8 protein-coding genes and 1 pseudogene are annotated in these 20893 nt (G+C 41.5%); all 9 read right to left on the bottom strand.

Going from position 1 to position 20893, the window contains the following annotated elements; translation table 11 throughout:
• Positions 1–14: 14 nt before the first annotated feature.
• On the bottom strand, positions 15–3251 hold the full coding sequence (locus tag RM368_RS23140) for an amino acid adenylation domain-containing protein (RefSeq protein ID WP_322696213.1): 3237 nt from the start codon (positions 3249–3251) through the stop codon (positions 15–17).
• 87 nt (positions 3252–3338) lie between these two features.
• A complete protein-coding gene (locus RM368_RS23135; protein WP_322696212.1) occupies positions 3339–9398 on the bottom strand; it encodes a non-ribosomal peptide synthetase in 6060 nt (2019 codons plus the stop codon).
• A gap of 38 nt (positions 9399–9436) precedes the next feature.
• Positions 9437–10507 (bottom strand): HAD-IIIC family phosphatase, encoded by a 1071-nt coding sequence (locus RM368_RS23130; RefSeq protein ID WP_322696211.1) that lies wholly within the window; start codon positions 10505–10507, stop codon positions 9437–9439.
• 4 nt (positions 10508–10511) lie between these two features.
• Entirely contained in the window at positions 10512–11696 is a 1185-nt protein-coding gene (locus RM368_RS23125) for an acyl-CoA dehydrogenase family protein (protein ID WP_322696210.1), read from the bottom strand.
• Between the two features lie 51 nt (positions 11697–11747).
• Entirely contained in the window at positions 11748–11993 is a 246-nt protein-coding gene (locus tag RM368_RS23120; protein WP_322696209.1) for an acyl carrier protein, read from the bottom strand.
• A 56-nt stretch (positions 11994–12049) separates the two neighbouring features.
• Complete coding sequence (locus RM368_RS23115; protein WP_322696208.1) at positions 12050–12913, bottom strand: 3-hydroxyacyl-CoA dehydrogenase family protein; 864 nt, start codon at positions 12911–12913, stop codon at positions 12050–12052.
• 33 nt (positions 12914–12946) lie between these two features.
• Entirely contained in the window at positions 12947–18859 is a 5913-nt protein-coding gene (locus RM368_RS23110; protein WP_322696207.1) for a polyketide synthase, read from the bottom strand.
• Positions 18852–20432: a zinc-binding dehydrogenase gene (locus RM368_RS38845; RefSeq protein WP_416212253.1), complete on the bottom strand. Its 1581-nt coding sequence runs from the start codon at positions 20430–20432 to the stop codon at positions 18852–18854. Before RM368_RS38845 ends, RM368_RS23110 begins: the two co-directional genes overlap by 8 nt.
• A 90-nt stretch (positions 20433–20522) precedes the next feature.
• Positions 20523–20879, bottom strand: a pseudogene (locus RM368_RS38840) (polyketide synthase dehydratase domain-containing protein); the annotation flags it as partial.
• Positions 20880–20893: the final 14 nt, after the last annotated feature.

Here is a 20893-nt window from a genome sequence, read left to right as displayed (position 1 = left end):
AGTCATTAAATATTTTAAATAGATTTAAGTTGTTGCAGACGCTTTCTTTGTTGAGCTTTGCCATCTGCAATTTTTTCAGTGATCATCTCTGTCACATAAGATGATATTTGTTGATTTTTGTCTTGATTAAAAGAATTTGCTAAAGAGTTTATAGTTGGATATCTAAACAGGTCGAGTACAGATAAATCAATCTGAAATATTTCACGTAATTTGCTATGAACCTGAATCAAAAGCAATGAATAACCACCAAGTTCAAAGAAGTTATCATAAATTCCTACGTCTTCAATTTGAAGTATGTTTTGCCAAATATCAGCAATAGTTTGTTCGACTTCTGTTTGGGGTGGCTGATAAACCGCTTCCAATTGTGGACGTACTGTATCAGGTGCTTTTAGTGCTTTGCGATCGACTTTACCATTCGGTGTTAATGGTAGAGTCTCTAGCAATACAAAAGCTGCTGGCACCATGTAATTTGGTAGCTTTGACTCCAAGAAGTGACGCAGTTGAGAAATTACCAGTGTTTGTTCTGCTTGTAGGACTACATAAGCTACTAAACTTTGAGCATCTGCGGCCACAACTACAGTTTCGCGCACTGCTGGGTATTCGTTAATCAGTGCTTCAATTTCTCCGAGTTCGATGCGGAAACCACGGATTTTAATCTGATAGTCAGTCCGACCAATATACTCAATCTCTCCATTGGCTAAATAGCGTGCCAAATCGCCTGTTTTATACAAGCGTGTTGCTGAGTTATCGCTAAAGGGGTTGGGAATAAATTTTTCTGCTGTCAAGTCGGGACGGTTGAAATAACCTCGACCCACGCCCACACCACCGATATATAATTCACCTGATACGCCGATGGGTACAGGATTGAGATCGCAATCCAGCAGATAAATTTGGATATTGGCAATTGGGCGTCCGATAGGAACTGTGTTTTGGTTGGTGATACTATCTTGACACTGCCAAAAAGTGACATCTACAGCCGCTTCCGTTGGTCCATAGAGATTGTGCAGTTGGGCATTCAATCGATTGAAGAAGCGTTGTTGTAGTTGTACTGGTAAGGCTTCACCACTGACTATCACCCGTTGCAGACAGTTAGATATTTCCAGATTTTCAGCTTCGAGAAATAGTTGCAGCATTGATGGGACAAAATGAATGGTGGTTATTTGCTGCTGTGTAATTATGTTTATTAAATAATTCGGATCTCGATGTCCTTCTGGTTGTGCTACTACTAACCGCGCACCAGTTATCAATGGCCAGAAGAATTCCCAGACTGAAACATCGAAGCTGAATGGGGTCTTTTGTAAAACTCGATCTGTGGTTGTGAGTTGGTATTTGTCTTGCATCCACAGGAGGCGGTTACAGATTCCTCTGTGGGTATTCATCGCTCCTTTAGGTTGGCCTGTGGAGCCGGAGGTGTAGATGATGTAAGCTAGGTTGTCGCTACTGAGATGGTCATCTGGGTTTTCTTTGCTGTGTTGGGCAATTAGTTCCCAGTCGCTATTAAGGCAAATTATTTGAGCGTTGTGGGTTGGAAGAGTTTCTACTAGCTGCTGTTGTGTTAATAAGACTCTTGGTTGCGAATCTTCTAACATGTAGGCTAGGCGTTCTTTGGGGTAACTAGGGTCTAGGGGTACGTATGCACCGCCTGCTTTGAGGATGGCTAATAGTCCGATGACCATAGAGAGCGATCGCTCTACACAAATCCCTACCATAACTTCTGATCCGACACCCATCTGTTGTAAGTGATGAGCTAGTTGGTTTGCCCGTGCGTTTAGCTCTGAGTAGCTAAGTTGCTGGTTTTCACAAACCACGGCGATGTTGTCAGGGGTGCGATCGCACTGTGATTCAAACCAGTGGTGTATGCATTGGTGTTGTGGGGCAGCAGTTTTTGTGTTGTTGAATTCAACTAAAATTTGCTCTCGCTCTTTCGGGCTGAGGATGTCGAAAGAAGCGATCGCTCCAGAAGGATTCTTGACAACGCTGGCTAACAAAGTCTCAAATTGACCCGCTAGACGTTGGATATCTTCCACTGCAAAGACGTTAGCATCGTAGTGAAATTCGTAGCTCAGAGATTCATCCCAACGAACACAGCAGAGTTTCACTTTGAATCTGTCAACACAAGTATACTGCTTGGAAATAGAAAAGGAGACATTGCCTACAGAATATTTAGCATCCCGCTCCTCAAACTCGAAACCAATAGGAAAAAATGATAACTCTATTCCATTGCTGATGGATTCAACATTCTGTTCCCAAGTAAAATACTCCTGCCATTCAGAGAGTTTACTGATTGATTCGTCAACCTGTTTCAACATCTCGTTGAATCGGAGATTTTCTGCCAAATGGCAATGAAGCGGTAAATATTTCGCAAATAGCCCTAATGCTTCCTCTAGTCCCTCATACGTCCGTCCATCGCAAGCAATACCAACAATTACGTCTAACTGTCCGGTGATGCGTCCAATCAAAATCTGCCAACAAGCCAGGAATAAGATAGAAATTGAAGTATTATACGTCCGTGCTGTCGCTTCAATATTCAGCGCCAGTTCTGGATTAATTGTCTGGGTTATAAATTTAGGTGTAAACTCCTGCTTTTTGGCAGGTTGATGTTCAAAAGGAAATTTTAAAGTAAAAATAGCAGAAATTTCTTGTTGACACCAATACTCTTTTCCTAATTCAGTCTCCTTGGACTCAATTAATTCATTGAAAATCTCGGAAACATCAGCGTACTGTATTGGTTCATCTAATAGCGGTTTCCCTTGCAAGTAAGCTGCATATGAATGGCTAAGTTCACGCACTAAATTATTGAGCGTTGCTGTATCCGCGCAAATGGCTGGCAAACTTAAGAACAGCAGATAATGAGACAATGACAGTTCAACCAAAGTTATATGCAACAGTGGCGTGTGCCCCAAGTCAAAATGCTGATTGCTAATTTCATCAAAAAGCGTTTCTATCTTCGCGTTTTTTTCTTGCGGATTTAGATCTTTCAAATTGTGATACTGTAGCGACAGTATGGTGCTATCAGCAATAACCTGAATTGGGAGTATCATTTCAGGCAGACAATGAAATTTGGTGCGAAGAATCTCATGTCGATTGACTACATCTTGTAGAGCCATCTTTAAATTTGTTGTATCAAGATTTCCCTCAATCTTAATAGCACATTGGGCACGATAAGTTTGATTATGGTCAGTCTGCTGTAACAACCATAGATGCTTTTGCTGCGGAGAGAGTCGATAACCTTCAACAATTTCCTTTTGCACGTCTCTACCTCGGATATTCTAATTTATTAATGACTCATTTCTGGCATTCAAGCTCTTTTTATTGTTGGCGTCAATACTATTCATAATTCAAATTCTTTGTTCACTAACTTTACGCTTTATGTTTTTAAATTTTTGGAGGCGAGTTTCCTTTAGTTCTTTTTCTTTAGCGATCTGTTGTTGCCTATCTGCGTCAGCAAGAACTTCTTCTAGGGCATTGAGTTTGATTTCGGGTTGTGCAACAACAGTACGCACAAGTGTTTCAAAATGTCCTAGCATCCGGGTCATGCTAGAAGCGTTAAATATCTCTGTGTTATACTCCAACTCCGCAATCAGGCCTTGTTCTGTATCTGTAAGGTTCACAAGCAAGTCAAACTTCGCTGTCCCGGTATCGGGATTCAACAGGCTTACAGTCAGATCCGAAAGCTCCAAGGGTGGTAGTGGGGCTTGGAAAACAAACTTGACCTGAAATAGCGGCATAAGGTCTAGAGTCCGCTTGGGCTTGAGAACATCTACCAGTTTCTCAAATGGCAGATGTTGGTGAGCATAAGCACCTAATGTCATTTCTCGCACCCGTCCCAGCAACTGTTGAAAAGTGGGATTGCCTGATAAGTCTGTGCGTAACACCAGTTGATTGACAAAAAATCCAATCAAACCTTCAATTTCAGCTCGGTCACGGTTGGCAATATCAGTACCTACAACTATGTCATCCTGGCTCGCGTACCAATGCAGTAAAGTCTTAAAAGTGGCTAGCAGTGTCATAAACAATGTGACTCCTTTCTGCTGACTTAAGACCTTAAGGTTTCTTGCAAGATCCGGGGGTAATGTTAGATATTCCCTGGCTCCCTGAAAAGTTTGAACTGTAGGTCGGGGACGGTCGATGGGCAGTCGCAACACGGGCAAGCTGTCAAGCTGTTGCTTCCAATAGGAAAGCTGGGTCTCTAATACTTCCCCTTGCAACCATTGCCGCTGCCAAGCTGCAAAGTCTACGTATTGGATCGGCAATTCAGCTAACGGTGAGGGTTGCTCATTACAGAAGGCTTGATAAAGTGTTGCTAACTCATTTACCAGCACGCCCAGTGACCAACCATCAGAGGCAATGTGGTGCATGGTCAGTAGTATTATGTGCTCTTGTTCACCAAGGCGTAGTAGTTTCACCCGCAGCATTAGGTCACTTTTGAGGTCAAACGGTTGTTGTGCTTCTTTATCTGCCAGTTGCCTAACTTCAACTTCTTTTTGATTTGAAGGTAATTCACTGATGTCAAATACAGGCAACAGTAGCGGTATTGCTGATGAGATAACTGTTACGGGTTGTCCTTCTACGGTCTGGAAATTCGTTCGCAAAGCTTCGTGACGGCGCAGAATTTCGTTGAAACTTTGTTGTAGTGCTCCTATGTTCAATTGTCCCTCTAAGCGAACAGCCGCAGGCATGTTGTAGAAAGGATTGTTTGGCTGTAACTGAGCGAGCAACCACAGTCGCTGTTGTGCAAAAGATAAAAGTAACTCTTCCGACCGTGAAATCTGCTCAATGGGCGGTGCTTCTAGTCCTAAACCTGTCTTAGTAGCTGTTTCAATGTCCAGGGCGAACTCTGCTATTGTAGGCTTCTCAAACAGGCGACTCAAGGGAAGCTCTACATAAAAAACTTGCCGCACTTGGGAAATGACACGAGTCGCTAGAAGGGAATGTCCTCCCAACTCGAAAAAGTTGTTGTGAATGCCTACTTTCTCAATAGCAAGAACCTCTGCCCATATTCCAGCTAGCATTTCTTCGATGGGGGTAGAGGGAGCTACAAAGTTGACTTCGGACTGAAGTTTTGTAAAACCAAATGCTGACAGCGATCGCCTGTCTACCTTGCCATTAGGCGTCAAAGGCAGTGTCTCTAACGTTACGAAAGCAGAGGGAACCATGTATTCAGGTAGTTTTTTCTGTAAAAAGCTGCGTAGCTGTGGCACCAATTCACGCTCAAATTTCGCCTTCAGAGGATTATTGGCATAAAAAGTCCAAGGTTTAGGGCGAACTGTTTCACCAACGAAAGCAGGAATTATTTGTTTTAATCCTCCTGCCCTTGGGCACCGCGTCAAGAGTACATCGTAACTGCCATCTACAGCAGCACTTGCCCAACTAATGTCGATAGCATAAGGTAATTCGCCCTTCAAAGTCCATAGGTCTTCTGGATTTACAGCAGATCCAGTATCAAGTGACTCTAAGGCTTGCTTGATATCTCTTACTGTGTCATATCCACAGTCACTGGCAAGCAGTTCTACTGTTTTTACTTCTGCCAACAGACGCGCATTTGGCACACGTCGTAGCCCAAGTATCTCAGGCTTTGTTGATTCTAGCAACTGGCGGACAGAAGTTACTGTTAACTCTTGCTCCTGCCAATCCAGCCAAGGAAACTCCTGAGCGAAATTTACTTCAGCTTTTATATGGAGAATCACATCATAGCGAAACTTAGTAAGCTCATTTTGATGATAACCACGCTTAGGATAAATCTGGACGTGACTGATTTTCGGGAGATGTTGCTTCAAAGCGATGAAGAATGCTGGATCAATCACCAATTCTTTTTCTTGGGCAATGCTTTGTTTCACCCGCTGCTGCAACTGGGTTCTAGAAAGAAAGGAGGGTGCACGATACAGATGAACTGAGCTATGGAAAGCCTCTAGAAGTGGCAAGTTACGTACATCTCCGATAAAAATAAAGCCTCCTGCCTGCACACGAGCTACAGCGCCTTCCAATACGCGAAGCAGATAATTAATGCTAGGAAAGTACTGAACCACAGAGTTGAGGATAACTGCATTGAATGTTTCCGCTTCAATTCCCTCAAATTGGTCTGCCTCTTTTTGGCAAAGAGTAACTTGTCTCAGCTGCGGCTTCTCCATATTCAACTGCTGTTGAATATAGTCTAAAGCTTCTTGCGAAAAGTCTGTGCCCAAGTATTGGGTGCACTGGGAAGCGATTTTAAATAGCAGTAGACCTGTACCACAACCAATCTCCAGTACACGGGTTGGTTTAAAGGTAAGTATGCGCTCTACTGTATGCTCCACCCACTCGTGCATTTCCTCAACGGGAATAGGCTGACCCGTATAGCTGCTATTCCAGCCAATCAAATTGAATTTTGGGTCATGATGCACAGAGGTTTTGCTGTAATTTTCATCCCAGACAAGCTTCCATTGCAAAACCTGCTCGTCATAACTGGATGCCCCTGGTACTAACTCTTCTAAGCTCTGGTTTTGTAAATTTTGAATTACATAGGCTACTAAGGACTTGTTGCCCGATTGATCCTCTTGTGCTAACACCACAGCCTGCTCTACCCCTGGGTGTTGATTCAATAACGCTTCAATTTCTCCGAGTTCAATACGGAAGCCACGGACTTTCACCTGATGGTCAATTCGCCCCAAAAACTCTATATTTCCGTTAGATCGATAACGAGCCAAGTCTCCCGTTTTGTACAATCTTGCTCCCAGCTTGTTACCGTTCGTCGTTTGAGTAGCGTGTCCGTTAGAATCAGACATTCCCGTTCGCGGAGCGTCTGGGTAAGGATAAGAGTAAGGATTAGGAATAAACTTCTCGGCAGTCAACTCAGCTTGATTCAGATACCCTCTGGCTAGGCCTGCACCACCAATATACAACTCACCTGGTACACCTACAGGAACGGGTTGTAGATCTTGATCGAGCAAATAAATTTCTGTGTTCGCAATAGGACGACCTATAGGCGGGATATCGTTGGCTCCCTTATGCAACAAAGCAAAGGTTGAATAAGTTGTGTCTTCAGAGGGACCGTACAGGTTGAAAACTTGTTGAACATTATCTTGTTGATAAAGTTGTTGTACAAGTTTATTCTGAACTGGTTCACCAGCTAAGTTAATTATACGCACTGAGTCTGGAATACCGTCAACCCTTAGTAATTCTGCAATCACGCTGGGAACAGTATTAATGAGGGTTACCTGATTGGCTTGTGACGAGGTGGGTAAATATAGAGCATTCTCAACTAAGATGACCTTACCGCCACAGCCCAGGGGGACAAACATCTCAAAAACTGAAAGGTCAAAGCAAATGGAGGTTGATGCTAAAACTCCAGCTAATGCTTCAGTAGCAAAGAGCTTCTTCGCCCAATCTAAGAAGGCAATTGTGCTACGATGTTCGATCGCCACGCCCTTGGGTCTACCTGTAGAACCAGAAGTGTAGATCGTATATGCCAAGTTTTCATTTGTTGCATTATTAATGGGATTAAGAGAGCTCTGGTTGGCAATCTTCTCCCAATCGGTGTCCAAGCACACTGCCATAGCTGTGTGTTTTGGCAAAGTTGCAATTAACTTTTCTTGAGTTAACAGCACCGATATCTGGGTATCCTTTAATATAAAAGCTAACCGTGATTGTGGATATGCAGGATCTAGCGGTACATAAGCTCCACCAGCCTTGAGGATGCCCAATAGCCCGATGAGAATAGAGAGCGATCGTTCGACACAAATTCCCACCAAAATCTCTGGTCCGACACCTAGCGATCGCAGGTGGTGCGCCAATTGATTAGCCCGCCGATTCAGATCTTGGTACGTTAATTGTTCATCTTCAAAGATCACTGCCACAGAATCCGGTGATCGCTCCACCTGAGCCTCAAATAGCTCATGGATGCACTGGTTATGCAAGTAATCTGTTTTGGTGTTATTCCATTTCACCAGCAGTTGCTGCCGCTCCACCTTGGTCGAGATTGGCAATTCGGTGAGATGCAGATCAGGATCGGTGATGATGCTCTCTAGCAAGGTCTTATAATGTCCCAGCATCCGAGTTATCGTAGCTGCGTCGAACAGGTTGGAGTCATATTCCATACATCCTGTTAGTTCTTGCTCTGTATCTCTAAGGCTCAGAAACAAATCAAACTTCGCTGTTCCATTGTCTACCTCTAATGGAGTCATAGTCAAGTTTTCCAGCTCCAAGGGTGGCATTGGGGCATTTTGGAGAACAAACAAAATTTGAAACAGCGGTGTGCGACTCAAGTTTCGCTCTGGGTTAAGAACTTCCACCAGCTTTTCAAATGGCAAGTCCTGGTGGGCATAAGCCCCTAAGGTTACTTGGCGCACTTGTGCCAATAACTCTCGAAAAGTAGGGTTCCCAGAAACGTTGGTGCGTAACACCAAGCTATTGACAAAAAACCCAATCAACTGTTGGATCTCTAGACGATTGCGGTTAGCAATCACAGAACCAACAACGATTTCTTCTTGACCTGTGTATCGGTGCAACATCGTCTGAAATGCCGCCAGCAGGGTCATAAACAGCGTTGCATCTTCCTGCTGGCTTAAGGTCTTGAGTGCTTCAAGTAATAGATTGGGCAGCACAAAAAATTGCTTTGCACCCTTAAAGGTTTGTGCTGCTGACCGAGCTTTGTCGGTAGGTAGTTCTAAAGTAGGAAGATTTTTCAGATGCTGCTTCCAGTAAGCTAACTGATTTTCTAACACCTTTCCCTGTAACCACTGCCGCTGCCAAACAGCAAAATCGGCATACTGGATTGGCAGTTCTGATCGGGACGAGGGTTGCCCCTGAGCGAATACTGCGTAGAAATCAGCTAGTTCCCGGACGAGAACCCCCAGCGACCATCCATCGAAGACGATGTGGTGCATGATTAACAGCAAAACGTGTTCTGTTTCGGAAAACTGTATCAGTCTAGCTCGCAGTAAGACATCTTTGGTTAAGTCAAAAGCTTGTTGAGTTTCGGCAATTACCAGTTGCTGAATTACCGCTTTTTGATCAGATGCTGGCAATTCACACAAGTTCACCAATGGTAGCGTCACCCTTAAGGTTGGGGTGATGACTTGAATTAGTTGTCCTTCTACTCTCTGGATACTTGTGCGTAGAATTTCATGGCGACGCACAATTTCGTTGAAACTCTGTTCTAGTGCTGCCACATTTAGCAAACCCTTGAAGTTTACAGCTACAGGTTCGCTATAAAAAGCGTTATTCGGAGCAAATTCGTGCAGAAACCACAGCCGTTGTTGAGCAAAGGATAGGGGAGCAGGACTTATTTGGGAACGTTTTGAAATAACCTCTAATTGAGAGCGAGAGTCAACTTCACCGCGCAATCGCTTTGTGAGAAGTTTTTGTTGAGCGAGTGAAAGCTTCGATCGCCGTTTTAAAATTTCATCTTTTCTTGTTTCCATAATCCCCCCTATCAAACTACGATAACTAGCAGTACCTTCTAATCCATAATTTTGACCTTGACATATTCAGGAATAGGCTGGATTCGCGTTAAATCGTTTTCTAAAATCTCCAAGTCTCCATTTTTTTCAATTTCTTGAAAACCTGCAAATTTATAAGATATATACATCATTCGATTACGATTATTTGAAACAAACTCAGCCCGCAAATGAACATTATTATTCTTAGCCAATGTCATAATATGATTTAGCATAATTGTGCCGACACCTCTCGACATAACCCGACAAGACATCAGCAAAAGCTTCAGAGTCCATACGGACTCTGCACATTCTATAAGAGCTAGTCCAATTTTTCCATAGCTACCATATTTATCTTCTAAACTAGCAATTAGTATTTTATGCTGATTTGATTTTCGGAAATAATTCAATTCGTCATAGGAGTATGTATAACCAGTTGTATTTAATTGATTAGTTCTTAATGTTAACTCCTCAGCTCTTTGCAAATCATCTTCTTGAGCATTAGAGATAGTAAAAGTCATATTTAGTGTAGCTAAAAATTCGTCTTGAGTACCAATAAATTTTTTTTCCGAATTATTTCGTTCAATATCACTAATATACATTAATCTTCTCAGTTTTGAATCCTCTGTAATAAAACGAGGATTCATTTCTGGTTTATCTAAGATATTAGTTAAATCAGTTACATTAATACAATGTACTTCCGGAAGGGAAAAATTGACTTCTTCAAGTTCAAATAACTGGTCATCGATAAAGGCAAATACATCGATACCAATATTGAGCGACTTCGCAATTTCTTGAATAGAACTCGATTTTGAATTCCAATTGATTTGGGGATAGAAAAAATATTCGTGTAACCCAAACTCCTGGATTTTTGCCATTGCTTTGGCATAGTCATTTTTACTGGCAATAGACTGCAAAATACCTCGACTATCTAATGTTTTGATAATATCGATTATATCGGGGAACAGATAAACACAATCATCCTCTAACAAAACACCATCCCAAAGCGTGTTATCTAAATCCCAAACTACGCATTTGATAGTTTTTTTCTCGACTTGTTTATCGCTTGAGATTTCAGTGTTTGTGCTAATCATATTCTCACATCATTGCCAGTAAGTTTGGATAATTAACAGTGGAAGTAGGTTTTGATATGTACTCCTGATAACCGTAATCAGCGATGGTAATCTGTTGTATTTGTGTACTTCCTTCAATGATTTCCATAATTTTGGCATCTCGAAAATATCTAGCAACCGAATATTCTTTAGTACAACCATTAGCCCCGTGAATTTGTACGGCATAATTTGCGACTTTAGTTGCTGTTGTAGATGCAAAATATTTGGCAATTGAAGTCTCTGTGATGGAATTGGGATCGCCAATTTCTTTGAGATAGCCAGCTTGATAGCACAGTAATCTTGCTGCTTTCACATTAACTATCATCTCGGTAATCATTTGCCGAATTAATTGGTGTTCTTTCAAATAAACATCGAACTGCTTTCGTTCACTCGTGTAATGAATGCAGTCTTCTAGACAAGCTTGAGCAATACCTACAGAACCACATGCCACACTATATCTTCCATAATCTAATGCAGAAGAAGCTATATAGGAAAAGCCAAAACCCAATCTGCCTACCAGGTTTTCTTTAGGAATTCGACAATCTAGAAAGTTTAATTGAGCAAGCATTGAAGCCCGAACGCCTAATATTCCAGAAATAGGTTGTATTGAAAATCCTGGACTATTCTTTTCAACTAAAAAAGCAGAAGGTTTACCCGAACATTGGGCAAATACCAAAAATACATCTGCAATTTGCCCGTAGGTAATCCATTTTTTATTTCCATTTAAAACATAATAATCACCAGAGAGTGTTGCTGTGGTTTCTATACTTTTGGCATCGCTACCTACGTTTGGTTCACTTAAGGCGAAAGCAGCTATAACTTCACCAGATGCTAATTTTGGCAGCCAATACTCTTTTTGAGACTTATTACCCCATCGACAAAGAGCATAAGAAACCATACTGTGAACTGTGAGCAAACTCCGTAAAGAAGAACATCCTCGTCCAACTTCTTCATTCAGAAGACCATAGGTGATGATATCCATACTTTTGCCACCAAATTCTTCAGGTAATACTGCACCCAAATATCCTTGATGAGCAAACTTTTCTATAACTTTTGAAGAGGTATATTCTTCTTGGTCGAAGGAATTTGCATGAGGTATAATTTCTTCGTTTACGAAACCTCTAAACTTAGATTTATCATCTTTTTGTTGAGATGTCAACTCAATTTTCATGATGATTACTTGTTTGGTAGAAAGGATGGGAATTTTTATATTGATTCATTTTTATACGACTAAAGTTGTTTTGCGTTCAACTAAACGAGTCATAGAATTTATAGTTCTGAAGTTATCAAGTTCTAGGTCTTCATTGTCAATAGTAATTTGAAACGCTTGTTCGATAAATAAAACAAGTTGCATAGCGAACATGGAATTTACAAAACCAAGGGCAAAGATATCTTCATCTAACTGCAAATCATGATTTCGGAAAAATCGGGATAAAAATTCTCTAATTTTTACTTGTATTTCTGACATTTTTCAATTTGCCTTGATTTTCAGAATGGCTAAGAACTTTGTTTTAATATCCAATTTTAAATTGCTCCATTGTAAGTATAAAAACCTTGCCCACTCTTGCGACCAAACAACCCGGCATCTACCATTTTTTTCAGTAATTGACAGGGCCTATATTTGCTGTCGTTGAAACTTTCATACAAAACTTCAATAGAAAAAAGAATCGTATCCAATCCAATTAAGTCAGCAGTTTCTAGAGGGCCCATCTTGTGCCCAAAACAACTTTTAAAAATTCTATCCACTTCTTCTACTGAAGCAACTTGGTCTTGTAGCAAGAAAATTGCTTCATTAATCGTCAACATGAGAACTCGGTTAGAAACAAAACCTGGCGAATCATTGACGAGGATGCTTTCCTTACCCATCTGAGCCAGTAATTCTTTCGCTGTTGAGATTGTTTCATCAGATGTGTGATACCCGCGAATCATTTCAACCATCGGCTTCATGGGAACCGGGTTCATGAAATGCATACCAATCACTTTATCAGCACGCTTAGTTAATGAAGCAATGCGAGTAATAGGAATAGCAGATGTATTAGCTGCAAATATAGTTTTTTCTGGACAAATCGCATCAAGCTGTGCGTATACTCCCTTTTTAATATCCCACTTCTCAGTGACATTTTCAATCACAAATTCTGTATCTTCAAGAAAATTATAATTTGTGGAAAATTTAATTCTTTGAAGAGTGGTATCAGGATTGTCTACTTTTTCATTTTTATTGAAAAAACCTTGAAAACGGATATTATTTCTGATTTGTTTGTTAGCAGCTGACAAAATCTCTTCGGAAATATCTACTAAAATTACGTGATGACCAGTTTGGGCGAGGCTTTGGGCTAACCCAATTCCCATAACACCCGCTCCGACAACACCGACAGTTTGAATTTTCATAATCTTTATCCTGGAATGAACAACTTTTTTGATCTAGTTTGACAATTGCACATTAAGAGTTTTGTTAATCTCTCCAGTTACACTTGTTTCGTTTCTAGATAATTGTTCTAACTCTTCTATGAGAATTTCTTCAATCACCAAAGCTAATTCATCAATAGTAGGAGCTTCAAAAAGAGAACGAACAGGTAGTTCTATCTGAAAAGTTTTGCGAAGTTGGGAAATGAGTATAGTTCCCGTCAGAGAGTCTCCCCCTAAAGCAAAAAAGCTGTCATGAATACCTACAGGTTCTATACCCAGTAACTCTTGAAAAACTTCAACTAGTTTTTGCTCTACATCATTACTAGGAGCAATGTATGCATTTTTTAAGTTCGGTCTAGAGTGACGAGAAGATAAATTCGCTTTTTGAGCATTAGTTTTCTGTTGTAAAGGCTTTAATTTAATCCATTGGTCAATTCTAGATTGTAAATTACCAGTTGAGACAACTATTTGATGATATTGACTCCACACAATAATCCGTTCAAGGGCATTTATACCTTCTAAAGGTTCGATGGCGAATTCAGCCAAAGCTGTATTAGCAGGTATTTGTGAATTGCCTACTGCAAATTGCCACGCATCCCAGTTAATGCTCATCCAAGGAATAGGATTTCTCTGATTGTGCTGGCAAGCAAAAGCATTCATGAATAGACTGGCTGCTGAGTAGATAACAGAGCCTAATCCTCCTAAAACTGAGGTTAAGGAAGACATTAATAAACAAAAATCAAGCTTTTGTAACTGCAAAACTTCTTCTAATACTAAGAGTCTTTGTATTTCTTGCTGAAGTTGTTGTTGACACTCTCTTGGGTCTATCTCTACGATGGGGCTAAATAACTTATCTACGGGTATTTTAGTTGTGTGGAATACCCCATTTATTTGACTAAACTTGTTTTGTACTAAATTTACCACATCAGCGCTTTCGATTAAGATTTCTGCGCCCAAATTTTCTAGTTCTTGCACTTTGAAAATCTTGCGGCTGATGTTATTTTGATCGTTGTGAGTTTTCAGCCACTGTTCCCACTCCTGCCGATTGGGAAAATCTTCAGCTTCTAAAATCAGCAGCTTTGCCTGTAGTGTCTTTGCTAGATGTTCGGCTACTACAAGTCCTATGTCTTCTAGTCCACCTGTAATCAAGTAGACTCCTTTTTCTCTTAACCTGAGTGTATCCGAGACGTTTGCATCTAATTGGACAGACTCAAAGGTTTGCACCCAACGTTCCAAACCACGGTAAGCAATAACTGAGTCAGAGAAATTAGCTTTAAGTTCTGTCAGCAGTTGTCCTACAAATTTCTCTTCTTGCCAACTTCCTGGTGAGGGAATAGCAACATCAATGCTACGACATTTTATATTTGAATATTCTTGTGGGATGACTTTAACAAGTGCAAGGAGTGTTGCTTTTTCTGGGCAGAGATTTTCGACTCCGGTTACTGCTTGCATATTATTGGAGATAATTGCAATTTGTAACTCATTTGTAAAATTCTGTTTTTCTAGCGCTTGTGTCAACAATAATAAACTTTGGAATCCTTCTGTTGGGTTAGAATCTGCAAATTCTGACTGGGTTACACTCCACAGATGAATAATTCTTTGTGGGATTAAGTCTTGGGCACGAAGTTCTTTGAGTAGAGTATTGTAATCATCTTGTTGTTGCGGTGCTATTATATATGCACGCTTACCGAGATGCTCTCTTGAAGATTCACTCGTAGTCTGAAATTGTTTTCCAACTCTGACGGTAATTACATCATGACCTTCAAGTTCTAGTCGCTGCACGATTTGAGCGCCTAACCCATACTCATCAACAAATATTAACCAGCGTTCTGCTTGTTTGACCTGACCGTTTGATTGTGGTGGTAGCGAACGTTTCCATGAAGGGATGTAGAACCAGTCAGCAATGTTAGACTTTTTGCCAAATGAAACTTCATGCGTTTTGTCGGCTTCAAGTAATGCTGTAAATGCTGCTGGTGCTTTGGGCGTTGTTTGTGTAGTAGCCTGAGCGACAATTATGTGGTCTGTGAAAGGTGCGAATTCTGAGAAGGCTCTCATCTGCACAAAACCATGAGATTTGAGTTCTTGTTGCCACTGCTCTTTGGATAAAAAGGGATTGCACATGTTACGATCGCTTTCTAAATCCTCTATGGGATTCATCAGCAGCGCGTCAATGAACTCAAATTCCAAGCGTGGTTGAGTTGTTTCCCAAAAAAGAAGTAAACCTCCAGGAGCGAGTAAAGAGCGAATGCGATCGAGAGTTTCTCCAATATTTCGAGCCACGTGCAACACTTGGAAAGCTACAATTACATCAAAGCTGTGGCTTGAGTATCCTTGTTCTTGTAGCGATTGCTCAAGGTCTAGCAATTGGTATTCAATAAATGGATAATCGCTAAATTTCTTCTTAGCTGCATTCAAGAAGAAACCTCCTACATCAGTGAAGGTATAATTAGTTTTCTCTGATGGCAATATAGGTAATAACTCTGCCGTGCCAGTACCAGTCCCAGCGCCAAGTTCCAGAATTCTGAGATTAACTTCAGGTGGTAGCAGTTTTAACACTTGTTCTAAGCATACCCGCATGATGGAGTTGTAGTACTTATTTTCAGGCAATTGTTGGACTAAAAATTCTCCTGACTTTAATAAGGTGGAAACATGGAACTCTAATGGTTCTTTTTTACCAGTCAGCAGAGCTATCATATTTTCGCCATACAGTTGCAGCAAATCTATTTGTTGCGGTGTGTCTGTCCATTTGGTTCTGACTTCTACCAAAAGCTCATTTACAAAGTCTGTTGATATTGGTAAAAAGTTAGTAAACAGTCCTTGTTCTTCATGTAACTGACCTTGCTCTACCAATATTTCTAGCCATCGACTGAACAATTCTCTATAGGAAGGAATAATCTGACATTGGTCAAATAACTCTTCTAAAAAATACTTTTTAGTAGGATTGCTAAAAGCTCCTAAATGTGCTGTTGTAAGATTAATATAAGCAATACATAAACGATCTAAACACTCTCTTTTCTCTTGAGCAATTTGCTCGTCAAATTCCAAAGCTCCTGTACTAGCTTGGTGTTGACCAGCTTCTACTAAAGATTTCCAAAGCTCTGATGCTGTTAACTTGGGCTGGAAATTTATTTGTGCAGGTAATAATTTTTGTGGTTCAATCCAATATCTTTGTCGCTCAAAGGGATATGTTGGCAAGGGAAGGCGATATCGGCGCTCATGGGTATGAAATCCCGACCAATCTATGTTGATTCCCTCAAGCCACAGTTGTCCTAATGTGTTGAGGATGAAAGAAATGTCAGATTGTCGCTCATAAGCATAGCGCAGCGAGGATAATATTACTTTATTTTCATCAGAAACATTATCTAAGCATTGCATCGCCAAGCTGCTTAATGCTTGTCCCGGCCCCACCTCTAAGAAAATTGGACTGTGTTTTGTCCACAACTGATTTACTCCATCAGCAAAACGCACGGGTTGGCATAGATGCTGCGTCCAATAGCTGGGATTTGTGGCTTGCTCTGCTGTAATCCAAGTTCCGGTAACGTTAGATATATAAGGAATTTGCGGTGGTTTGAGACTGATAGTTTGCACTAGTTCGGTGAAAGAGTCAGCGATCGCCTCCATCATGTAAGAATGAAAGGCATGGGAAGTCTGCAATTGCCGACAGGCTAACCCCTTAGCGCTCAACTCGCGTGCCAATTCTTCTACAGCCTGTGTAGTTCCCGCAAGCACACACTGAAATGAGCCATTAACTGCTGATAAGGAAAGGTTTTTATTCAAGAAAGGTTGCACTTCTTCTTCTGTTAAGGGAACTGCTAGCATTGCTCCCCCTGGCAACTCTTGAATCATTTGCGCTCTTTTGGCAACAAGAGTAATCGCATCTTCTAGAGACAATACTCCGGCTATTGTTGCTGCGATATATTCACCGATGCTGTAACCAATCATTGCTACTGGACGAATGCCCCAAGATATCCATAATTGAGCTAAAGCATACTCAATGGCAAACAGTGCTGGCTGCGTCAGGTATGTCTGATTTAGTTTTTGGGCGGCGGGATCTGGTGATTGGCGATCGCGACCAAGCATTTGGCGTAAATCTATACCCGATTTTTCTTTGGTTGTTTCGATTGTTGAATGGGAAGTAGGATAAATAACTTCTTTGAGATTAAGACCTAAAAGGGGTTCAAACAACGAGCAACAGCGATCGAGGTGTTCGCGAAAAGTTGGTTCAAACTGGTATAATTCAGAACCCATGTTGACATAATGAGTTCCCAAACCAGTAAACATCAAGACTACTGGGCGCTCATTCATATCCTGAGTGCTAGTTAGGACTCGTTTGGGATTTTGGAAAGCTGCGATCGCGTCTTCAGTATCTTGGCAAACAACTGTCCGCCGATGGCTCAAACCATGTCGCCCAACTTGCAATGTATAAGCCACATCTGCAAGGTTAATTTCTGGGTGCTGTTGCAAATAATTAACCAAATTTGTAGTCGCCGTCTCCAAAGCAGAGTCAGTTTTGGCAGAAACTACCAGCAATTGATACTTTCTCTCCTGCTCCCCTGCCCCTCGATCACTGAGCGTACTTGTACTGAGCGTAGCCGAAGTAGCCGAAGTGCTGCTCCCCTGCTCCCCTCCAGGGGCTTCTTCTAAAACAACATGAGCATTAGTCCCCCCAAGACCAAAAGAACTAACCCCAGCGCGGCGTGGTGTCCCGTTTGTTTGCCATGCAGATAGTTGGGTATTAACGTAAAAAGGACTGTTGGCAAAGTCTATTTCGGGATTGGGTTCTTCAAAATACAAGCTGGGTGGTATTTGTCGATGCTTTAGAGCTAAAACAGTTTTAATTAAACCCGTTACCCCAGCCGCTGTATTCAAATGGCTGACATTAGGTTTAACCGAACCGATCGCACAAAAACCTTTCTTACTGGTCTGGGCACGAAATACTTTTTCTAGCGCTCGAATTTCAATCGGATCGCCCAAGGCTGTGCCAGTGCCATGAGTTTCAATGTAGGTAATTGTATCAGGATCAAATCCTGCGATCGCTTGGGCTTGGGCGATCGCTTCTGCTTGACCTGCAACACTCGGTGCTGTGTAGCTGACTTTTACCCCACCATCATTATTAATAGCTGAACCTTTAATTACTCCATAAATATAGTCGCCATCCGCTACAGCATCTTCTAATCTTTTCAAGACCACAATACCCACGCCTCTGCCAAAAGGGCCACCTTGGGCCTTAGCATCAAAGGCGCGAGTGTGAGCATCAGCTGAAGCCATCCCGCCAGTTTGATAGAAATAACCTTCTACTTGGGGAGTTTGGATGGCGATGCCACCAGCGAGTGCCATATCGCACTGGTAACTTTGCAACCCTCGACACGCTAAATGAACAGCTACTAAAGAGGTAGAACAAGCTGTACCAACACTAATACTCGGCCCTTTTAAATTTAACTTGTAAGAAGTTCGTGTAGATATAGAATCCTTATCATTGCCAAGGGCAATTTGCATATTCAGGGATTTGAGCAAGTCAGGGTGTGAGGCGAGATTATTCAGCAGGTAAGTACTTAGATTGCCCCCAGCATATACACCAATCAGGTTATTGTCTGTTTTTGGATCGTAACCAGCATTTTCTAAAGCTTCCCACGCACACTCTAAAAAAACTCGCTGTTGTGGGTCGAGAATCTCAGCTTCTCTAGGAGAATAGCCAAAGAATGAAGCGTCAAACATCTCGATGTCTTCTAGCACAAACCCTGCTTTTACATAGTTAGGGTCTTGTAAACAAGTTGGATCTACGCCTTGTGCGATTAATTCTTCATCGCTAAAGTGTGAAATAGACTCTACACCGTTGCACAAATTCTGCCAAAACTGAGCCACATTTTTGGCTTTGGGAAACCGACCTGCCATGCCAATTACGGCTATTCCTTTCAATCGATTACTCATACACTCTCCTCCTGAGTTTCATCAGCTCCATTTCTTCTTCAATTGCTGCTTCTTGCCTCTTGGCACGCTCTTGGACTTGCTCGAAGGCTGGCGGCTGTTGATTTTGTGTCTGGCTGAGATATCCTGCCAAGACATTGATGGTGGGATATTCAAATAAGTCAGCTGTGGAGATATCACAGTTTAAAGCCGCCTGCAATTTACTGCGTACCTGTACTATCAGGAGTGAATCGCCACCTAGCTCAAAGAAGTTGTCGTGGATACCTACTTGTTCGCTCCCCAAGAATTCTTGCCAGATCGAAGAGATTTTTTGCTCGATTTCGTTTCTGGGAGCAATATAGGCAGTACTTAGTTCTGGTCTTGAATACGTTGGTTTCAAGAGGTTATCTTTATTTGTAGCTTCTGAAATGGGTGAGTAACTCACGAGATCCGGCTGGATTTGGAGTCGAAAATCATTGGTTGATACCAGAACTTGGGAAAAAGTATTCTCCAGAATCCGGTTGAACACTTCTACTCCCTCAGCAGGTGATAACCCTTGCTCAAGCAGCTGTTTTTGATACGCTTGGGCAGGTGTAAGAGATTTTTTCGGCTCTCTAGAACTGAAAGCTACAGGTACTTTAGTATCTTTGTTTTCCCCAATAGGTAGGGAGTCTTGATTTTCCAAAGATACGACAATCTTACCAATATGCTTTGCTCTTGCCATATCTTCAAAAGCGCGAACCACCGAATCAATGGCAAAGACCTGATAGGGCAAAGGTTTAAAATTTCTCTGGTGGAAATGTTGTACTACTTCGCGCCACAGGTCGCTAAAGTTAGGAAGTTGTTGATCTACGTTGATAGCAAAGAACGATAAGCATTTTGCAAAGACTTTTAGACCTAATTGGCTGTTATTGAGAATATCCCGCTTACCAATTTCCAGAAAGCGTCCGTAAGGTGCTAATACGTCTAGACTTTTTGTCAAGAATTCTCCAGCAAGGGAATTCAAAACTACGTCTACACCTTTGTTATGCGTGCGTTGCATAACTTCATCAGCAAAAGCCACAGACCTAGAATCAAAGATATGTTCAATCCCAATTGAATGCAGAAAAGCTCGCTTCTCTGGATTACCTGCTGTGGCGAAGATTTCTGCTCCTACCCACTGAGCAATTTGAACTGCTGCCATGCCGACTCCACCAGCTGCAGCATGAATGAGAACGCGATCGCCTTTACTCAACCGACCCAATTGCATCAATGAATAGTAAGCTGTAGTAAAGGCTACGGGAATTGTTGCCGCTGCTTCTAAACTCAAATGTTTAGGTTTGAGTGCAACTGACAAAGCAGAAGTCGTGAGGAATCGGCTAAAGCAACCATCGCCAAAGGCAATCACTTCATCTCCAATTTCAAATCCCTCAACGCCTTCTCCTAATGCAACTATTTTGCCAGCACACTCTAAACCGAACTTGAGATCGGCATCAGTCGGGATAGGAAGCATTCCTAGAGCCAGAAGTACTTCTTTAAAGTTAAGACCAGTTGCAGCCACCTCAATTTCTATCTCTCCTCGTCTTGGTTGCTGTCGCGATCCTGATTGAAATGTCAAAGTATCTAAACTGCCAGGAGAAGAAATTTGTAAACAAAAGTTTTGGCTTTCGGAAATAGGAGATTTTTTGGGGCTGACATCTACTTTTCTCAAAGTATACTCTTCTATCTCAATCAATTCTCTCCCTTGGTCATCCATAATAGTGATATCAAATTTCAGAGTATCATTCTGAGATTTGTCATTTTTAGTGGATCTAATGTGACTGTATACTTTTTCAGGTAAAGATTCTCTAAACTTCAATTTTTTATAAGAAAATGGTAGGTAAGCGCTTTTTTCTTTGATGCTCAGAAAACCAACGGCATTATCTAGTAAAGCCGGATGTAATTTATATAAATTAATATCATTGGCAAATTGGCTAGGTATTTCTAGGATAGCTAAACCTTCATTTGCACCGAATTTTGCCTGTTTGAAGTTGTTCCATCTAGAGCCAAATTCTATATACCCTCCTTGAAGTTTACTCT

This window comes from Nostoc sp. DedSLP03 (assembly GCF_034530815.1).
Taxonomy (GTDB): Bacteria; Cyanobacteriota; Cyanobacteriia; order Cyanobacteriales; family Nostocaceae; genus Nostoc.
This window is presented reverse-complemented; position numbering and strand designations above follow the sequence as displayed.

Bases quoted from the DNA above. Each gene is read 5' to 3' on its own strand.
- RM368_RS23135 (WP_322696212.1), bottom strand. From the start codon at position 9,398: ATGGAAACAAGAAAAGATGAAATTTTAAAACGGCGATCGAAGCTTTCA.
- RM368_RS23130 (WP_322696211.1), bottom strand. From the start codon at position 10,507: ATGATTAGCACAAACACTGAAATCTCAAGCGATAAACAAGTCGAGAAA.
- RM368_RS23125 (WP_322696210.1), bottom strand. From the start codon at position 11,696: ATGAAAATTGAGTTGACATCTCAACAAAAAGATGATAAATCTAAGTTT.
- RM368_RS23120 (WP_322696209.1), bottom strand. From the start codon at position 11,993: ATGTCAGAAATACAAGTAAAAATTAGAGAATTTTTATCCCGATTTTTC.
- RM368_RS23115 (WP_322696208.1), bottom strand. From the start codon at position 12,913: ATGAAAATTCAAACTGTCGGTGTTGTCGGAGCGGGTGTTATGGGAATT.
- RM368_RS23110 (WP_322696207.1), bottom strand. From the start codon at position 18,859: ATGAGTAATCGATTGAAAGGAATAGCCGTAATTGGCATGGCAGGTCGG.